The 17,045-nt window shown below is 60.3% G+C and carries 14 protein-coding genes and 2 pseudogenes; 6 read left to right on the top strand and 10 right to left on the bottom strand.

Features of this window, described 5'->3' with window-relative positions:
• Position 1: 1 nt before the first annotated feature.
• The 3 genes from AAEZ09_RS20935 to AAEZ09_RS20925 all read right to left on the bottom strand — a co-directional run bounded on the left by AAEZ09_RS20935 (position 2) and on the right by AAEZ09_RS20925 (position 3,719).
• A complete protein-coding gene (locus AAEZ09_RS20935) occupies positions 2-763 on the bottom strand; it encodes an SDR family NAD(P)-dependent oxidoreductase (RefSeq protein WP_205892603.1) in 762 nt (253 codons plus the stop codon).
• A gap of 16 nt (positions 764-779) precedes the next feature.
• Entirely contained in the window at positions 780-2,444 is a 1,665-nt protein-coding gene (locus AAEZ09_RS20930; RefSeq protein WP_350600642.1) for an AMP-binding protein, read from the bottom strand.
• Positions 2,445-2,702: 258 nt separating this feature from the next.
• Positions 2,703-3,719, bottom strand: coding sequence for an AraC family transcriptional regulator (locus AAEZ09_RS20925; RefSeq protein ID WP_350600641.1), 1,017 nt, complete (start codon positions 3,717-3,719; stop codon positions 2,703-2,705).
• Positions 3,720-3,786: 67 nt separating this feature from the next.
• On the opposite strand from AAEZ09_RS20925, the pseudogene AAEZ09_RS29545 reads away from it, so the two are divergent.
• Positions 3,787-3,873 (top strand): annotated as a pseudogene (locus tag AAEZ09_RS29545) (outer membrane lipoprotein carrier protein LolA); the annotation flags it as partial.
• A gap of 99 nt (positions 3,874-3,972) precedes the next feature.
• On the opposite strand, the gene pssA reads toward AAEZ09_RS29545, so the two are convergent.
• Positions 3,973-5,316 carry a CDP-diacylglycerol--serine O-phosphatidyltransferase gene (gene pssA, locus AAEZ09_RS20920; RefSeq protein WP_350600640.1) on the bottom strand — a complete coding sequence of 448 codons (1,344 nt, stop codon included), beginning with the start codon at positions 5,314-5,316 and terminating at the stop codon, positions 3,973-3,975.
• Positions 5,317-5,484: 168 nt separating this feature from the next.
• On the opposite strand from pssA, the gene AAEZ09_RS20915 reads away from it, so the two are divergent.
• The 4 genes and pseudogenes from AAEZ09_RS20915 to AAEZ09_RS20900 all read left to right on the top strand — a co-directional run.
• Positions 5,485-6,342 (top strand): SDR family oxidoreductase, encoded by an 858-nt coding sequence (locus AAEZ09_RS20915; protein WP_350600639.1) that lies wholly within the window; start codon positions 5,485-5,487, stop codon positions 6,340-6,342.
• Between the two features lie 111 nt (positions 6,343-6,453).
• The gene (locus AAEZ09_RS20910; protein ID WP_350600638.1) at positions 6,454-7,797 is read left to right on the top strand and encodes a cation:proton antiporter; all 1,344 of its coding nucleotides are present in this window, start codon (positions 6,454-6,456) and stop codon (positions 7,795-7,797) included.
• 116 nt (positions 7,798-7,913) lie between these two features.
• On the top strand, positions 7,914-8,201 hold the full coding sequence (locus AAEZ09_RS20905; protein WP_350600637.1) for a hypothetical protein: 288 nt from the start codon (positions 7,914-7,916) through the stop codon (positions 8,199-8,201).
• A 10-nt stretch (positions 8,202-8,211) separates the two neighbouring features.
• Positions 8,212-8,340, top strand: a pseudogene (locus AAEZ09_RS20900) (hemerythrin domain-containing protein); the annotation flags it as partial.
• A 55-nt stretch (positions 8,341-8,395) separates the two neighbouring features.
• Here AAEZ09_RS20900 and AAEZ09_RS20895 read toward each other — a convergent pair.
• From AAEZ09_RS20895 to AAEZ09_RS20880, 4 genes are all read right to left on the bottom strand, one after another.
• Positions 8,396-8,932: a hypothetical protein gene (locus tag AAEZ09_RS20895; RefSeq protein ID WP_045058385.1), complete on the bottom strand. Its 537-nt coding sequence runs from the start codon at positions 8,930-8,932 to the stop codon at positions 8,396-8,398.
• A gap of 85 nt (positions 8,933-9,017) precedes the next feature.
• Positions 9,018-10,940: a hybrid sensor histidine kinase/response regulator gene (locus tag AAEZ09_RS20890; protein ID WP_350600636.1), complete on the bottom strand. Its 1,923-nt coding sequence runs from the start codon at positions 10,938-10,940 to the stop codon at positions 9,018-9,020.
• A gap of 84 nt (positions 10,941-11,024) precedes the next feature.
• A complete protein-coding gene (locus AAEZ09_RS20885; RefSeq protein ID WP_350600635.1) occupies positions 11,025-13,304 on the bottom strand; it encodes an ATP-dependent DNA helicase in 2,280 nt (759 codons plus the stop codon).
• Entirely contained in the window at positions 13,301-14,983 is a 1,683-nt protein-coding gene (locus tag AAEZ09_RS20880) for a VRR-NUC domain-containing protein (RefSeq protein ID WP_350600634.1), read from the bottom strand. Before AAEZ09_RS20880 ends, AAEZ09_RS20885 begins: the two co-directional genes overlap by 4 nt.
• A 147-nt stretch (positions 14,984-15,130) precedes the next feature.
• Between AAEZ09_RS20880 and AAEZ09_RS20875 the strand changes: the two genes are divergently transcribed.
• Positions 15,131-15,355: a YgdI/YgdR family lipoprotein gene (locus AAEZ09_RS20875; RefSeq protein WP_045058381.1), complete on the top strand. Its 225-nt coding sequence runs from the start codon at positions 15,131-15,133 to the stop codon at positions 15,353-15,355.
• A gap of 188 nt (positions 15,356-15,543) precedes the next feature.
• Here AAEZ09_RS20875 and AAEZ09_RS20870 read toward each other — a convergent pair whose 3' ends face one another.
• Both AAEZ09_RS20870 and AAEZ09_RS20865 read right to left on the bottom strand, forming a co-directional pair.
• Positions 15,544-16,629, bottom strand: coding sequence for a polyamine ABC transporter substrate-binding protein (locus AAEZ09_RS20870; protein WP_045058380.1), 1,086 nt, complete (start codon positions 16,627-16,629; stop codon positions 15,544-15,546).
• A gap of 46 nt (positions 16,630-16,675) precedes the next feature.
• Positions 16,676-17,017: a cupin domain-containing protein gene (locus tag AAEZ09_RS20865; protein ID WP_350600633.1), complete on the bottom strand. Its 342-nt coding sequence runs from the start codon at positions 17,015-17,017 to the stop codon at positions 16,676-16,678.
• Positions 17,018-17,045 lie beyond the last annotated feature (28 nt).

Below are 17,045 nucleotides of genomic sequence, written 5' to 3'. Positions count from 1 at the left end.
CCTACCTGGCGGCCATGCGCAAGGCACCGTCGAGACGGATCACCTCGCCATTAAGCATGCTGTTTTCAATGATATGCCTTACCAGCGCGGCATACTCGTCCGGTTTCCCGAGCCTGGGTGGAAACGGCACGCCAGCCGCCAGGGACGCGCGTACTTCAGGCGTCATGCCGGCCATCATCGGCGTCTCGAAAATGCCCGGGGCAATGGTCATCACGCGGATGCCAAAGCGCGCCAGCTCGCGAGCGGCGGGCAAGGTCAGGCTGACGATAGCGCCCTTGGACGCTGCGTAAGCCGCCTGGCCGATCTGGCCGTCGTAGGCAGCGGCCGACGCAGTATTGATGATCACCCCGCGCTCGCCGTCGCTATCCGCTTCAGTCTCGGCAATCGCCGCTGCCGCCAGGCGCAGCATATTGAAGCTGCCGATCAGGTTGACATTGATCACCTGGCTGAAGCTGGCCAGCGCATGCGGGCCGGTCTTGCCGAGGATTTTTTCGCCGCGCACGATACCGGCGCAGTTGACCAGGCCATTGAGGCCGCCGAAGGCTTTCACCGTGGCTTGCACTGCGGCTTCGGCGGCGGCCTCATCACTGATGTCGGCGACCACACTCTGCGCGCCAAGGCGCTGGGCCTGAGCGGCGACGGCGTCGGCGTTCATGTCTACCAGCATCACTCTGGCACCGGCGGCCACCAGCATTTCAGCGGTGGCGGCACCGAGCCCGGACGCACCGCCGGTGACGAGAAAAACCTTGTTTTCGATCTGCATCACAGTTTCCTTGGATTCAAGCTGAAACGTTCTTCGCGGCGGCCTCTTGAGCCTTGGCGATTTCCTGGTTGCGCAAGATAAAGCGCTGCAATTTGCCGCTTGGGGTTTTCGGCAATTCGCTGACAAATTCGATTTCACGGGGGTAAGAATGCGCGGCCAGGCGCTTGCGCACGTGCTGGCGCAGTTCTTCGGCAAGCGCCGGGTCGGCGCGGTATTGCGCACTGAGTACAACGAAGGCTTTGACCAGCTCGGTGCGCTCCGGATCAGGCTTGCCGACCACCGCCGCCTCGACCACGGCCGGGTGCTCGATCAGCGCGCTTTCCACGTCGAACGGCCCGACCCGGTAGCCGGAGGTGGTGATCACGTCGTCACTGCGCCCGACGAAGCTGATGCTGCCATCGGGGTTCCACTCGACGGTGTCGCCGCTCAGGTAGTAGTTGCCGACGAACGCTTTGGTGGGCGCGCCTTCGTAACCGGCGAACCAGCACATCGGTGACTGGCTGCGATCGATGGCCAGGATGCCCGGCTGACCGACGCTCAGTTCCTGGCAGGCTTCATCCAGCACCACAATGCGGTGGCCGGGCGAGGCAAAGCCGGCGGCGCCCATGTGAATCGGGTGTTCCAGGCCGTGGTGATTGCACAGCACCATGCCCAGTTCGGTCTGGCCATAATGGTCGTGGATGACCACGTTCAGGTTGTCGGCGAACCAGCGGATCACTTCCGGGTTCAGCGGTTCACCGGCACTGCTGACAATGCGCAACCTGCCTTTGATGGACCGGGCGAACTCGTCGCCGCCGGCGATCAGCAGTCGGTAGGCCGTTGGCGAGCCCGTGAGGTTGGTGATTCCATATTTGTTGATGACCCGGCAGGTACTTTCGAGGGTGAACGGGCCGTCGTAAAAGGTAATCGGATGCCCCATCGCCAGTGGCCCGGTCACGCCGAAATAGATGCCGTAGGCCCAGCCGGGATCGGCGACGTTCCAGAATGCATCTTCGGGGCGCAAGTCGACCGCATCGCGGGTGTAACTCTGGAACGCGACGATGGCCTTCAGGGGCACGGACAGGGCTTTAGACGGGCCGGTGGTGCCAGAGGTGAACATCAGCAGGAAAGGGTCTTCGCCAGTGAGCAGCACCGGTTCGCAGACAGCAGGGTAATTGGCCAGCTCAGCCCAGAAGCTGAAATCGCCACGAACAATGCCCTGGCCTTTTGGTCCTGCGACGGTAACGATGGTCGGGCAGTTCTCGACGTCGGCGAGCTTGCTGCGATTACCCGCATCGGTCACCACCACCTTGGCACCGGAACTGCCCAAACGGTGCTCGATGGCCTTGGGGCCGAAGGCGGTGAACAGTGGTTGATAGACCGCACCGATGCGCCAGGTCGCGAACACCGTGACCAGCAGTTCGATATTGCGAGGGAGCAAGCCGGCAACCTTGTCGCCTTTGCGCACGCCCTGCTCCAGCAGGAAATTGGCGAAACGCGCGGCTTTGTCCTGCAAGTCGCTAAACGTATAAGTCGCGCTCGAACCGTCGCGCCCCTCCCAGAACAGCGCAATGCGCCCGGGCAGTGCGTGCCGGTCGCAACACTCGACGCAGGCATTGAGCGCCGTGAGGTCGCCGGCCAGTGCGGCATCGACGGTGTGCTGATAATCGAACTGTGAAGTGGCAGTCAGGTAGTCGCGCATTGCCAGAATCCCTCTGTATTTTTATTAGGTTGGGGGGAACCGTAATCAACAGGAGAAATAGTCGCTCTGTGCGCCGGGCGGGACAATGGTCAAAGCTATCAAGTTGTTTGACTGGTTTGGCCAAGGTTAGGTAGGCGTTGCGGCTGCAATGGCCTCATCGCGGGCACGGTCACTCCCACAGGATCTGTGTGCTGACGCTAAAACTGTAGGAGCGAGCTTGCTCGCGATGGGGCCAGTCAGGCCACTACACAATCCCGCTCAGTCCGGCTCATTCAGTATAAGACTGCGGTAATGCCCGGGATTGGACCCCGACCACTTGCGAAACGCCTTGTAGAACGAGCTGGCATCGGCAAACCCCAGGCGCGTGGCGATTTCGGCAAAGCTGATCGCCGGGTCCGCCAGCCAGACGATCGCCAGCTCCTTGCGCACGCTGTCCTTGAGCCCCTGGTAAGTCTGCCCCTCCTCCGCCAAGCGACGGCGCAAGGTCGAGGCCGACATGCACAGTTGTTGCGCCAGTGCCTTGGTCTCCGGCCAGTCCTGGGCGGTGATCTGCCGCAAATCGTGCTTGATCCGGCTGGCGAGGCTCTGTGGATCGCGGTATTTCACCAGGATATTGGCCGGTGCATGGGCCAGGAAGCGCTTGAGCTCCTCGGGACTGCGGCGGATCGGCATGTCCAGGCAATCGGCGGCAAAAATCATGCGAGTGCGGGGTCGATCGAAGCGCAGGTTCTCGGAAAACATCACCTGGTAGTCGTCCAGAAAATCCGGTGCCGGGCAGCGCAGTTCAATCGCCAGGATCGGTATTCGCCGCCCGGCCAACCAGCAGGCGACGCCGTGCACGATCATCCAGTAGGTAAAGTAGGTGAACGCGCGCTTGGCGGGTTGCTCATCCTCGATCAGCACGATTTCCGCCAGGCTCTGCTGACGCACCAGTTGCGCAGGCAGGTGGTGGAACATCAGCGAGAGAAAGTCCAGGCCGCAGGTCAGGCCCGTCATCAGGCTTGGCTGGGCCATGGCGCTGCGGCAGAGGAATTCGAAACTGCCGGAGCGCAGTGGGCGCGGATCCATGCCAAAAAACTCATCGTCGCCCCGTCGGGCCAGCAGCCGCCACAGCCGTGCATAGGCCGTCGCCGGCACCCGGGCATGCGCGGTACCGAGTAACGCCGGGGCAATGCCGACCTTTTCCAGTACTTCGGCGGTTGCCACGCCGGGCGCACAACTTTGCAACAGCGCTTCGCGCACCAGTTGGATGGAGATAGTGTCTTTTTCCGACATTAAATCAGGCAGGCCAGGTTGTTATTCGAATATCGCCATCTTACATGCAGGAGGCAGCTTGCTGGCGATGGTCGTTAACGATAACGCGGGGTGCCTGACAGCCCGCGGCGTACTCAGGTTCTTCGCGAGCGAGCTCGCTCCTACACAGATTTGTAGGAGCCAGCTTGCTCGCGATGGGCGATAACGATAACGCGGGAAACCTGACACCCCGTGACGCACTCGGGTTTTTCACGAGCGAGCTCGCTCCTGCAAGTTACAGGATCCGGTACAGCAGCCTCTCGATCCGCACGCGGCTGACGCGCTTGAGGAACTTGGCCACCGCTGCCGGGTATTCCACCAGCGTTTCCAGGTCCTGGTATCGGCCAATGCGCGTGGTGTGCTGGAAAATCTGCCCAAGCTCTTCCCTGCGCGGCGCCAGCAGCTCACCTTTGGGATCATCCATCAGCAAGGCGTTTTCCAGGTCGAGACGGAACGCCCGCGGGTTCAGGTTATTACCGGTGAGCAAGGTATAACGCTGGTCGACCCACATGCCCTTGAGGTGGTAAGTGTTGTCGCCGTCCTTCCACAGGTGCAGGTTCAACTGGCCGCTGTCGATATAACGCTGATGACGCTTGGCGAAACGGCGCAGGCTGATTTCGTACAGGTATGGCAACGCCGCGATCACCTTGAACGGCTCGCTGGGTGGAATGTAGAAATCGTTGGCTGTCTTGTCCCCGACCACGATGTCGATCTTCACGCCCCGTGCCAGTGCCCGATTGATTTCCCGGGTCACGGCCAGCGGCAGGTTGAAATACGGCGTGCAGATGGTCAGCTGCTGCTGGGTGCTGGCGATCAACTCGCCAATCACCCGGCTCAGTGGATTGTTCTTGCCCACGCCGAGCAGCGGGCTGACTGACAGCCCGCCTTTGTCCGTAGTCCCACTGGTGGTGTCATACGTCGCGTGCTTGAGGCGGCTGCGCAGGTCACCGATGTCGTTGCGCAGGCTGCGGGTGGTTGGCAGATTGGGCAAATCCAGGCGATTGACCGCCTTGGAGGCGATCAGGCCGTGCTGCACCAGGTGTTGCATCGAGTCCGCCAGGTCACGGTTGTGCAACAGGTGATAACGGTCGTAACGGTACTTGTCGAACTTGTGCAGGTAAACGTTGTTCAGACTGGCGCCGCTGTAGATCACGCAGTCATCAATTACAAAACCCTTCAAGTGCAGCACGCCGAACAGCTCACGGCTCTGCACCGGCACGCCGTACACCGGCACTTCGCTGGCATGGGTGCGGGTGGTTTCCTGGTACCACGCCGAGTTGCCCGGCTGCTTGCCGGCACCGATCAGGCCACGCTGGGCGCGCAGCCAGTCGACGACCACCACAACATCCAGTTCCGGTCGCGCCAGTTTGGCGGCATGCAGGGCATCGAGGATCTCCTGGCCGGCTTCATCCTGTTGCAGGTACAGCGCGACGATGTAGATGCGTCGGGTTGCACTGGCGATCTTTTCCAGCAGGCAGCGACGAAACTCGGCGGCGCCCGAGAGGATGGTGACGGACTCGGCGGTCAGCGGGAAACTGCGCAGTTTTGGCAGCAGGGAGCGTTTGAAAAGCGACGGCATAGGGCTCGCAAAGGGTCGAATCCGAAGAGTCGCAGAGCTTACACCATGGCGTCGCGCCTGGCACAGCGTGTTGACCGTTCAACCCTTTCACCGAAAATCCAACCGAACCCACGCCAAAAGCCCAGGGTCCACCCTCTGACTCTTTCGCCTTGAGATTGGAGATTCACGATGAACGACTATCCAAAACCGCCCTTCCCCAAACAGGCACAACCCGTCCCCGGCTCCCAGAAAAAAATGGATCCCTACCCGGACTGCGGCGAACAAAGCTACAAAGGCTCCGGCCGGCTGGAAGGCAAGATTGCCCTGATCACCGGCGCCGACAGCGGCATCGGCCGCGCCGTGGCGATTGCCTTCGCCCGCGAAGGCGCGGACGTGGTCATTGCCTACCTCAACGAACATGAAGACGCCGAGGAAACCGCCCGCTGGGTCGAACAGGCCGGCCGCCAGTGCCTGCTGGTGCCAGGCGACCTGGCGCAAAAAACCCAATGCCAGGCGGTGGTCGACAAGACCGTCGAACGCTTCGGTCGCATTGACGTGCTGGTCAACAACGCCGCGTTCCAGATGACCCACGAGAATTTCGAAGATATCCCGGACGAGGAGTGGGTGATGACGTTCGACGTCAACATCACCGCGATCTTCCGCATCTGCCAGGCGGCGTTGAAACACATGAAGCCCGGCAGCTCGATCATCAATACCAGCTCCATCAACTCGGACATGCCCAAGCCTACCCTGCTCGCCTACGCCACCACCAAGGGCGCTATCGCCAACTTTACCGGCGGCCTGGCGCAGATGCTCGGGCCGAAGAACATCCGGGTCAACAGCGTCGCACCCGGGCCCATCTGGACGCCACTAATCGTCTCGACCATGCCCGACGAAGGAGTGCAGAACTTCGGCGCCGAGACCCCTTTGGGGCGTCCCGGGCAGCCTGTGGAGGTCGCGCCGATCTACGTGCTGCTGGCCTCGGATGAAGCCAGCTACATCACAGGTCAGCGCTACGGGGTTACCGGTGGTAAACCAATGCTGTAACCGTCGCGCAGCCAGTCCTCGGGCTGTGCCTGCTGACCATCAACCGGCGCGCGAGCGTCGGTTGAGCATACTCCACGCTGTTTCACGGCCACCTTCCTGCGGGACGCAAGCATGAGCTTTACCATTTGGATGGCCGTCCTGGGTGCCGTGTTGCTGACCCTGGCATTGACGTCGTCCTATCTGCGCTGGAAACCCGTTACCACCTCGGCGGTATGCCTGGCGCTGGGCGTCGGCATCGGCCCCACGGGCCTGGGCGTATTGAAACTGGATGTGGACGATGCATCAGTGTGGATGGAACACCTGACCGAAGTGGCGGTGTTGTTTTCCCTGTTCGTTTGCGGTTTGAAGCTGCGCGCTCCCTTCAGGCAACAGAACTGGCGAGTGGCACTGGGCCTGGCGGGCCCGGTCATGATGCTGAGCATCGCCGGGGTTTGTCTGCTGCTGCACTTCGCGTTCCAGTTGCCTTGGGGTGTCAGCGTACTGGTCGGCTCGATCCTGGCGCCGACCGACCCTGTGCTCGCGTCTCTGGTGCAGGTTAACGATGCCCGCGACGACGACAGCGTGCGGTTCGGGCTGTCCGGCGAGGCCGGCCTGAATGACGGGGTCGCCTTCCCGTTCGTGATTCTTGGATTGCTCCTGCTGCAACAAGACGGTAATCCTGGCTGGCTCGGTGATTGGGCGCTCGGCCGATTGCTCTGGGCAGTGCCGGCGGGGCTGTTGATCGGGTACTGGATGGGCCGTGGAATCGGCCGGTTGACCTTGTCCCTGCGCATTGCCAACGAAGACAGCACACTCTCCCCCAACGACTATCTGGCCCTGGCCCTGATCGCATTGGCCTATGTCGGCGCCGAGTGGGTTCACGCCTACGGCTTCCTGTCTGTTTTCGCCGCTGGCCTGGGGTTGCGTCAGGAAGAGGTCAAGTCCACGGGCGATGCCCAGGTGCCGGCCGAACACCTTGTGCAGCCAGTGGTCGGTCACCAGAACGTAGATCCGCAGCAAGCGGTGCATGGCGACACCGATAATCTTGAAGATTCCCAAGTGGCCGCCGGCATCATGATGGGCGACATGCTGGCATTTGGCGGTCTGGTGGAGCGCGCCATGGAAGTATTCCTGGTGACCTTGCTCGGCGTGGTGCTGATTGCGCACTGGGACTGGCGCGCGCTGCCGATAGGTGGCGCATTGTTCCTGCTGATCAGACCGCTGAGTGTTCTGGCCATGCCCTGGGGCGGTCTGCTCGAAAGTCGCCAGCGCCTGTTGATCGGCTGGTTCGGGATCCGCGGGATCGGCAGCCTGTATTACCTGTTCTACGCCCTGAACCACGGGCTGGACCCGTCAGTCGCGGCCTTGTGCACCAACCTGACGTTGTCGGTGGTGGCGTTGAGCATCCTCGTGCAGGGGATCAGCACCCAACCCATCCTTGCTCGATACGAACAGCGTAAAAAACGAAAAAACTGATTTTTTGCTCAGGGTTTTATCGTCGGAATAATCGAAATTTAACGCTCATAAATTTGAAATCCTTCGCCGGTGCCGCTGCCTATTAATCATTAACATTCCGAACAAAGGTGCCGGTCATGATCCACTACTCCACCCGTGATGAAATTTCAGCCTGCCGCGAGTTCGCCCTGGCACGCAACCGCCAGCTATTTCAAGAAGCCGAGACGCTGAATCAAGCCGCCTTCGCGCTCCTCGAAGGCAGCGAGCTGGATGGCGAGCAGTTCGACCGCTACCAGGCAATGCGCAGAAGAGCCGACTTGAAATTCGAAGAAGCCATCGAGCATCTGCGCCTGTTGAACGAGGACTTCCCTTCGATGCCGATGGCGGTCGCCAATACCCAACCCGCGCATGAATCCAGAGCTTGATATCTAATGCGAACAGGGTAGGTTCCCTGAAGCCCGGGAGCTGTTGGGCAAGGCTGAGCTGCAAGAGCTTGGGGCGCAGATGGAGAGTTTGAAAGCGCAGTACAAGAAAGAGATGAGCGCCGCTAATCTGGCGGCTTGATAGCCAATGCTAGGCTGTGGCGAGGGCAAGCCCCCCGCCACAGGCCTAGGGCTGATCAACCACCAGGATTGGTCACCTGAATAAATACCGCATAAGTGCCCAGCAATACCCAAAACGTCGCAAAAATCCACGGGGTTCGCACTGAAAACAGTAGCGACTTGCGGTACCCCTTGTGTGAAGACTCCATCTCGCTGAATAAAGGCGATTCATCGTAGGCCAGGCCCATCAGGGGTTCACTGCGCAGCAGTTCGCTCTGTTTGAAATGCCAGTGATCGATGATGTCGTATGCCGCCCTGATGCCGGGCCAGGCATTCAGGGAACTCAGCAACCCCAGCAGCGCCAGGAATGGCGGCACGACCAAGGTGAACAGCTTGCCCCACTCGGGGTTGAGGTTTGCCATACAGGATGCAAACGCGATGACCAGGAACGACTGCGCGGCCAGGTAGGCATCCGTGCGGTTGGCCAGGATGCTGGTCTCATACTGGATTTCCCTGCGGTAGAAATCCAGGCGTTCCTTGGGCGAACCGAACATTTTGGCATTGTGTTCGGTCAAGGCGTCTTCAGCCGGGGCTTCGGTCAATATTCTGGGCACGGGGGTTCTATCAGGTCGGAAAAAGAATTAGAAGATCCGGCTTGAAACTAGTTCAGCCGGATTTCGTTCCCTGGCCTGCGCGCACTTACTTTAAGGTCGAGGCAATGATTTCTACCAGGTTGAGCTGGTTGAATGGCTTCGACAGCCGCGGCAGATTGGCAGCGAAACCTTCCAGTCGCTCGGCGAAGCCGGTGGCGATGATGATGGGGATGCCGGGGTTGATCTCCTGGATGGCGTGCGCCAGTTGCGCGCCGCTCATGTGCGGCATGGCCATGTCGGTGATCACCAGGTCGAATGGCTGATCGGCGCTGAACAATTCCAGCGCTTTCGCTCCGCAGTTCGCACCTGTGACCTTATGGCCCAGGTCCTCCAGCAGTAGACAGGTGCTGGTCAGGACCAGGCTGTCATCGTCCACCACCAGTATGCTTATCCGTGAAACAGGCGCAGACGCCTGGGTTTCGGCCTGCGGTTGGGTTGTGCCGCTGGCAGCAGCCACCGGCAACCACAACTCGGCCGTGGTGCCTTTATCCTTGTGGCTCTTGAGGATGAAACGGCCACCCAGCTGTTCGATAAACCCGTGCACCATCGACAGGCCCAGGCCGGTGCCCTTGCCAAGCCCTTTGGTAGTGAAGAACGGGTCCATTGCCGAGGCGAGCGTGGCATCGTCCATGCCTTCGCCGTTATCACTCACGCTCAGGCAGATGTATTGGCCGGCCGCCAGAGACAGAGTCGATTGCGCATGAATCTCCACGGCCTGGGCACTGACCAGAATTTCGCCGCCCTGGGGCATGGCGTCGCGGGCATTGGTTACCAGGTTCATCACGGTCAATTCAAGCTGGTTCATGTCGGCGAGGGCCGGCTGGAGTCCCGGCGGGAAATGGGTTTCCAAACGCACGGACGGCCCCAGCGCGCTGCGTAACAGTCCGGTAATCCCCTGCACCATTTCCGCAACCTGGACCGGCTCGGTCTTGAGCTCCTGGCGTCGGGCAAAAGCCAGCATACGCTGGGTCAGGGAAACCCCGCGCAAGGCACCTTGGGTCGCATTGTCCACCAGGCGGGTGATTTTTGGTTCGTTGACTGCGCGTTTGCGAATGATTTCCAGGTTGCCCAGTATGACCGTTAGCAAATTGTTGAAGTCGTGGGCGATCCCGCCACTGAGTTGACCGATCGCCTGCATTTTCTGCGCCTGGAACAGCGCTTCGCGGGTTTGTTCCAAAGTGCGCTGTGCCGTGGTGGCCTCGGTGATATCACGCGTGATCTTGGCAAAACCCAGCAAGGTTCCGGTCTCACCCCAGATGGGGTCGACCACCACATGCGCCATGAACCGCGTACCGTCTTTGCGCATACGCCAAGCCCTGTTCTCGAACCGGCCTTCGCGCACCGCCGTGTCCAGCGCCCGTTGCGGTTCACCGGCAACGCGATCTTCAGGGGTATAGAACATCGAAAAATGCTGGCCCACCACCTCCTCAGGGGCATAGCCCTTGATTCGTTGAGCCCCTGGGTTCCAGTTGGTCAGGCGCCCTTGAGGGTCGAGCATGTAGATGGCGTAGTCAGTGACTGACTGCACCAGCAGGCGGAACTGTTGCTCGCTTTGCTTGAGGGTTTCCTCGGCCATCTTGCGGTCGGTGAGGTCGCGGGTGATCTTGGCAAAACCGAGCAATTGACCATCGGTGTCACGAATCGGGTCGATCACTACATGGCACCAGAAGTGCGAGCCATCCTTGCGCACGCGCCAGCCCTCGCCTTCGAAACGGCCCTCGCGGATCGCGGTATCCAACGCTCGTTGGGGCAGGCCGGCGCGACGGTCGTCCTCGGTGTAAAACCGTGAAAAGTGCTGACCCAGGATCTCCGCCTCTTCATACCCCTTGAAGCGCTTGGCCCCGGAGTTCCAACTGGCGATTGTGCCATCGGGATCGATCATGTAGATCGCATAATCGATCACGGCATCGATCAACAAGCGAAAGCGCTTCTCTTCGATGGCACCGGCTTTCCTCCGATCCTCGCTCATTCAATCCTCACGTGAATTTCGTTTTCGAGAGTATGGGACATCCGGCGGAATTGAAAAGCTGCAATCACAGGCAATCAATTGCCTTTATCCGCCAGCATGACAGGCGGCGGGACCTAGCGCCCACCAGCGTGGCAGCAATTGCTTGACCTTGCCCTGCGCGAAACGGTCATCGATCAGCATGACGACGCCTTGATCCTGCTGGGTGCGTATCACCCGTCCGGCCGCTTGAACCACTTTCTGCACGCCGGGATAGAGGTAGGTGTAGTCATAACCGGCGCCGAAAATCGCTGCCATACGATGCTTGAGTTGTTCGTTGATCGGGTTCAACTGTGCCAGGCCCAGGGTGGCGATGAAAGCACCGATCAAGCGCGCCCCGGGCAGGTCAATGCCCTCGCCAAACGCGCCGCCCAGCACCGCGAAGCCGATGCCCTGGCTGTCGGCGGTGAACTGGTCGAGAAAAGTCTGGCGCTGCCCTTCCCCCATGCCTCGCGATTGCGACCACAGGTTGATGTGCGGATGGGCCTCGGCCAGCCGCTGCGCGACTTGCTGCAGGTAGTCAAAGCTGCTGAAAAACGCCAGGTAATTGCCGGGACGCTCGGTGAATTGCCGGGCCATCAGCTCGACGATGGGCCCCAGGGACGCCTGGCGATGGACAAACCGCGTGGAGATCTGGCTGACGATATGGACTTGCAACTGGTCGGCGTGAAACGGCGATTCGACATCGATCCACACGGTGTCGGGCGGCGTGCCCAGCAGGTCGGCGTAATAGTGACGGGGGCTGAGGGTCGCGGAAAACAGCACGGCCGTGCGCGACGCTGTCAGGCGTGGGCGAATGAAACCGGCAGGCACCACATTGCGCAGGCACAGGGTTGAGAGGTTGTGCTTGCGCTCAAGGTCGCGCTTGCTGATATCGAACAGGTACTGCTCATCGAAGAGTTCGGCCACTCGGCCAAACTGCAGCATGTCGAAATAGAAGTTCTGCAGGCCACTGTCGACCCCTTGGGGATGATCGTTGAGGTAGTCGCCAATGCTCGCGCTGCAGGAAAACAGCGCCTGCAGGAGCTTTTCCGGAGCACGGTCATAAGCCTGATAGGCGCCCAGTTGCTGATTATGCAGGGCATTCCATTCACGATGGACCCGTTGCAGCGACTTCTTCAGTGCCTCGGGCGCGGTTTTGCGCACCGCGTTCAGGGCCGATTGGTCGAGGCTGGCGCTATACATCTGGCGGCCCCGTTCGACCAGGTTATGCGCTTCATCCACCAAGGTCGCGACTCGCCAGTTATTGGCCTGGGCCAGGCCGAACAGCAGTGCGCTGAAGTCAAAGTAATAGTTGTAGTCGGCAACCACCACATCGGCCCAACGCGCCATTTCCTGGCTCAGGTAATAAGGGCAGACGTCGTGTTCCAGCGCCACCTCGCGCAAGGCTGCCTGATTCAGCAGGGTCAGCTCGCTGGCAGCCTGGCGCGCGGCCGGCAGGCGATCGTAAAAGCCTTGCGCCAATGGGCAGGACTCACCGTGGCAGGCTTTGTCGGGATGCTCGCAAGCCTTGTCGCGGGCGATCATCTCCAGCACGCGCAACGGCGGCGCGTCGGCGCTGTCGATGATCACCTGCGCCGCGTCCAGTGCCAGTTTGCGCCCCGGGGTCTTGGCCGTCAGGAAGAAAATCTTGTCCAGTTGCTGAGGCACCAGGGCCTTGAGCATCGGGAACAGTGTGCCGACGGTCTTGCCGATGCCGGTGGGCGCCTGGGCCATCAGGCAGCGCCCGGTGCTGACCGCCTTGAACACCGACTCGGCCAGGTGGCGTTGCCCGGGACGAAAGCTGGCGTGGGGAAACGTCAACGCCTGCGCGGCGAGGTTGCGTGCCTCGCGATGGGCCACTTCCTGCTGCGCCCAGTGCAGGAACAGTTGGCAATGGTGCTCGAAAAACTGCTCCAGCTGTGCAGCACTGAACGCCTCGACCAGGCAGGTTTCCTTTTCGCTGACGATGTCGAAGTACACCAGGGCCAGGTTGATCTGCTCCAGGCCGGCTTTCTGGCACATCAACCAGCCATAGATCTTCGCCTGGGCCCAGTGCAACTGCCGGTGATTGGCGGGTTGCCTGCTCAGGTCGCCGCGGTAAGTCTTCACTTCCTCCAGGCAGTTTTGTACTGGATCGTAGCCATCCGCCCTTCCCTTGACGCGCAAGGTCCGGTAATGGCCTTCGAGCGCCACCTCGGACTGATAGTCCCCGCTGCGGCGCGAAGCAACCGTGCGGTGACCGACGATCCCTTCCAGGGCAGTAGGCGACGGCGTGAAACGCAGGTCCAGGTCACCGACCTTGGCGGTAAACTCGCACAACGCCCGCACTGCGATGCTGTAGCTCAAGCGCCCTGCTCCGCCCACTGCACGTAACAGACGGCAATGGGCATCTGGTGCTCATGACAAAACTCCAGCCAGCGCAATTGATTGTCCTGCAGGCGGTCGCCGGGGCCTTTGACTTCGATCATGCGGTAGGTCTTGTCCTGCGGCCAGAACTGGATCAGGTCCGGCATGCCGGTGCGGTTGGCCTTGATATCCAGCAGCAGGCGATTAAACCAGTGTCGCAGGTGCTCGGCGGGCAGGCACGCCAGCGCCTGGTCGAGCAACTCCTCGCTCAACGCGCCCCAGAACACGAAAGGCGACTGCACGCCCCATTTACTGGCGTAACGCTCGCGTATGGTCTGCAGGTAGCGACCGTCTTCCAGTTCGGCCAGGCACGCGGCGAACAACTCGGCGCGCCGCGAATGAAAGTCTTCGTAGAGCAAGTCCGCCGGACCGCGCTGAAACGGATGGAAGAACGCGCCAGGCAAAGGCGCAAAAATCGCCGGCCAGCACAGCAAGCCGAACAGCGAATTGATCAGGCTGTTTTCTACGTAGTGCACGGGCGCCGTCGCCTCTGCCAGATGCACTTGAACGTAGCGTTCCACCGACAGTTCATCCGCCGATACTGCGGGATCAAACCTGGGCAATTGCAGGTCCAGGCGCAGCATTTGTCGCGGCGACGCCCGCTTCATGGGCGGTCCGCCGAGCTTGCGGCGCAGCCTGGGCAGTATCCTGAGCACATGCTGCTGCTCAGCGGCGCTATGCGGTAACTGCTGCGCATGCAGGGCCAGGTCCAGGGCCAACTGATATTCGGCGCAGCGCTCCAGCACGCGGATCAGCCTGACTCGCGCACCCGGGTAAGTACAGTGACGATAAAGGGTCACGGCGTTGACGAAATCTGCAATGCGTTCGCAGTGCTGGCCCATCTGGAACATCAACTTGCCGCGGCGCCTCGACAGCCAGGGGTTGGTCAGCGTGAGACTGTTGATCTGTTCGACGATCTCCGACAGCGCTTCACCCGCTTCGAAGCGCATCTGGCAGTCGTGCAGGTAAAGACAGGCATCCACGTCCTCGCGACTGCACAACCCGCGCGAGTCGGCGCCGATTTCGATTTTCTCGTAGGTGAAGATGCCCAGGTCGGCCAGCACGAATTCGGACCAGTCCTGGTAAAGATTGCCGAAAAACATCAGGCGCAGGCGATCGCACAGGCCCATGATGGTCAAGGTGAACAAGCGATCCCCGAGGGGCGCGCACCATTGGTTGAAGCTCTGGGCCCCGGGGTGCAGCTCAATCAGGGTCGGCAACCAGTCGTGCTTATTGCCCCTGGGCTGAGTGATCGCGCTTGCAAAACACTGCAGCACTTCGGTCTTGAGCAACACCGGGAACAGGGTTTCTATGGGCAGCGCACTGTGCTCGTCGATCCAGCCCAGCGTGATCAGCCGCGCGGCAGCCTGGGCAATGTCGCCTATTTCGACGTACTGCAATTTGCTGGCGCGAAAATGAATGCCCTTGCGCATGATCAGCCTCACCAGCAGTGCCCGGGATTCACGGGGCAGCTGGGTGAATTCGCCAATGAAGCGCTGCTCCTCGTCACTCAACACGTCTGCATACCGATGCTCAAGCCAATCAAGCACTTGCATGAAGTTGTTAAGGTAATAGAACGGATCGTCGAGGGGGTTAGCAGTCACAGAATCAGGCGCCATGGCAATACAAGTACTGGTTATGCGTACAGATAACAGCTCTGGGCGGTTAGGCGCAAATGGAAAAAGATAAGCGGCTGGCGAACTTTTCAGCGTTCCACTGCACCAACGCCGATAGGGATACGCTTTTTTGCAATTCGAGAGGTGAATATGAACATCAAGACCCTGGGCCTGCCACTGGCCGTTGCGGCCCTTCTGGCGCTGGCAGGTTGCTCCACCGCCACGGTGGTGACCCTGCAGAACGGCACTCAGTACCTGACCAAGGACATGCCGAAAACCGAAACAAAGGATGGTTTTTACGAATTTGAAGATATTTCCGGGTCGAAGGTTAAAGTCCGCGCGGCGGAAGTGGCCACGGTCCGCGAGGAAGATTAAACAAGAGCAAAGAGCAAACAGGGTGATTGAGGCCGATGTTTGCTCTCTGTCGAGTCGGTTACTTGCAGCGGCTTGTGCTGGCTTTGGAGTATTGATTAACCAGGGAAACGCACACAAACACCTGTCAGGAATGACAGGCCGTTTGTGTGGGGGTGGGTCGATAAACCCCTCAGGTAATCGATTCGCGCTTAACTCCCCGTACGAATCTTGTTCCACACCCGCGTACGAATCCGGTCGATGTTCAGCGGCATGGCTTCCAGCGCAAACAGCTTGCCCATCATCTCCTCACTCGGGTAAACCTTGGTATCGTTCTTGATCGCAGGGTCAACCAGGCCGTCCGCCTGCTCGTTACCATTGGCGTAGTGCACATGGTTGGTAATGCTGGCCATGACGTCCGGACGCAGCAGGTAGTTCATGAAGGCATAGCCAGCCTTTTCGTCGGGGGCGTCGGCGGGCATGGCTACCATGTCGAACCAGATCGCCGCGCCTTCCTTGGGAATGGCGTAGCCGATTTCGATGCCATTGTTGGCTTCCTTGGCGCGGGTCTCTGCTTGCAGGATGTCCCCGGAGAAACCGACCGCCACACAGATATCGCCATTGGCCAGGTCGCTGGTGTATTTGGATGAATGGAAATAGCTGACATAAGGCCGAACCTTGATCAGCAGCGCTTCAGCCTTCTTGTAGTCTTCGGGGTTTTTACTGTGGTGTGGCAGGCCCAGATAGTTCAGGGCGGCCGGCAACAGTTCCGGGCCGTTGTCGAGTATCGCAACGCCACATTTCTGCAGTTTTTGCATGTTCTCGGGCTTGAAGATCAGGTCCCAGGAATCCACCGGCGCGTTGTCCCCCAGCACTTCCCTGACCTTGGCCACGTTGTAGCCGATGCCGGTACTGCCCCACAGGTAAGGAAAACCATGCTCGTTGCCGGGATCGTTGGTCTGCAACGCCTTGAGCAGCACCGGGTTGAGATTCTTCCAGTTGGGCAGCTGGCTCTTGTCGAGCTTCTTCAGCGCCCCGCCCTGGATTTGCCGAGCCATGAAGTGGTTGGACGGAAACACCACGTCGTAACCGGATTTGCCGGTCATCAACTTACCATCGAGGGTTTCGTTGCTGTCATACACGTCGTAGCTGAAACCGATGCCGGTTTCTTTCTGGAAGTTCTTCGTGGTGTCGGGCGCAATGTAGTCCGACCAGTTGTAGATCTTCACAGTCTCGGCCGCCTGGCTGAGGCTCGCGACCAATGCAAGGGGGGCCAGGGTCAGGGTCTTTCGCAGCATGAGTCGATTCCTGTTTGGGTTGTTGTTTTGGCAGGCAATCAAAGGATCAGAAAATCAGGACGTAAGTCTTGCGCACGGTCTCCTGGATATCCCAGGTGCCGAGGCTGTTCGCGGGCAACATCAACGCATCGCCGGCTTCTATGTGCAGGGTTTCGCCGTCGTCCGGGGTGAAGGTGCAGCGGCCCTGGATGAAATGACAGAATTCCTGGGCCACGATCTGCCGGCGCCAGCGCCCCGGCGTGCATTCCCAGACGCCGGTTTCCACCCCGTCGTCGCGCTCGACACTGGTGGTTGAGGCTACAGCCACTGGCGTGCGGAGGGGCACGGCGACCGGGTTGGATTCTTCCAGTGCCAGGGTGGCAGTGTTCTTGAATTGGGTGATGCTCATGGGGAGTACCTGTCGTTGAAAACGCTGT

Origin of the sequence: Pseudomonas sp. 65/3-MNA-CIBAN-0223 (assembly GCF_040310425.1) — a bacterium.
Classification (GTDB): domain Bacteria; phylum Pseudomonadota; class Gammaproteobacteria; order Pseudomonadales; family Pseudomonadaceae; genus Aquipseudomonas; species Aquipseudomonas gregormendelii.
This window is presented reverse-complemented; position numbering and strand designations above follow the sequence as displayed.

Excerpts from the sequence above, each read along its gene's own strand:
- AAEZ09_RS20870 (WP_045058380.1), bottom strand. The coding sequence starts at position 16,629 with ATGCTGCGAAAGACCCTGACCCTGGCCCCCCTTGCATTGGTCGCGAGC.
- AAEZ09_RS20915 (WP_350600639.1), top strand. The coding sequence starts at position 5,485 with ATGAACGACTATCCAAAACCGCCCTTCCCCAAACAGGCACAACCCGTC.
- AAEZ09_RS20925 (WP_350600641.1), bottom strand. The coding sequence starts at position 3,719 with ATGTCGGAAAAAGACACTATCTCCATCCAACTGGTGCGCGAAGCGCTG.
- AAEZ09_RS20890 (WP_350600636.1), bottom strand. The coding sequence starts at position 10,940 with ATGAGCGAGGATCGGAGGAAAGCCGGTGCCATCGAAGAGAAGCGCTTT.
- AAEZ09_RS20935 (WP_205892603.1), bottom strand. The coding sequence starts at position 763 with ATGCAGATCGAAAACAAGGTTTTTCTCGTCACCGGCGGTGCGTCCGGG.
- AAEZ09_RS20930 (WP_350600642.1), bottom strand. The coding sequence starts at position 2,444 with ATGCGCGACTACCTGACTGCCACTTCACAGTTCGATTATCAGCACACC.
- AAEZ09_RS20865 (WP_350600633.1), bottom strand. The coding sequence starts at position 17,017 with ATGAGCATCACCCAATTCAAGAACACTGCCACCCTGGCACTGGAAGAA.
- AAEZ09_RS20875 (WP_045058381.1), top strand. The coding sequence starts at position 15,131 with ATGAACATCAAGACCCTGGGCCTGCCACTGGCCGTTGCGGCCCTTCTG.
- pssA (WP_350600640.1), bottom strand. The coding sequence starts at position 5,316 with ATGCCGTCGCTTTTCAAACGCTCCCTGCTGCCAAAACTGCGCAGTTTC.
- AAEZ09_RS20905 (WP_350600637.1), top strand. The coding sequence starts at position 7,914 with ATGATCCACTACTCCACCCGTGATGAAATTTCAGCCTGCCGCGAGTTC.
- AAEZ09_RS20910 (WP_350600638.1), top strand. The coding sequence starts at position 6,454 with ATGAGCTTTACCATTTGGATGGCCGTCCTGGGTGCCGTGTTGCTGACC.
- AAEZ09_RS20880 (WP_350600634.1), bottom strand. The coding sequence starts at position 14,983 with ATGGCGCCTGATTCTGTGACTGCTAACCCCCTCGACGATCCGTTCTAT.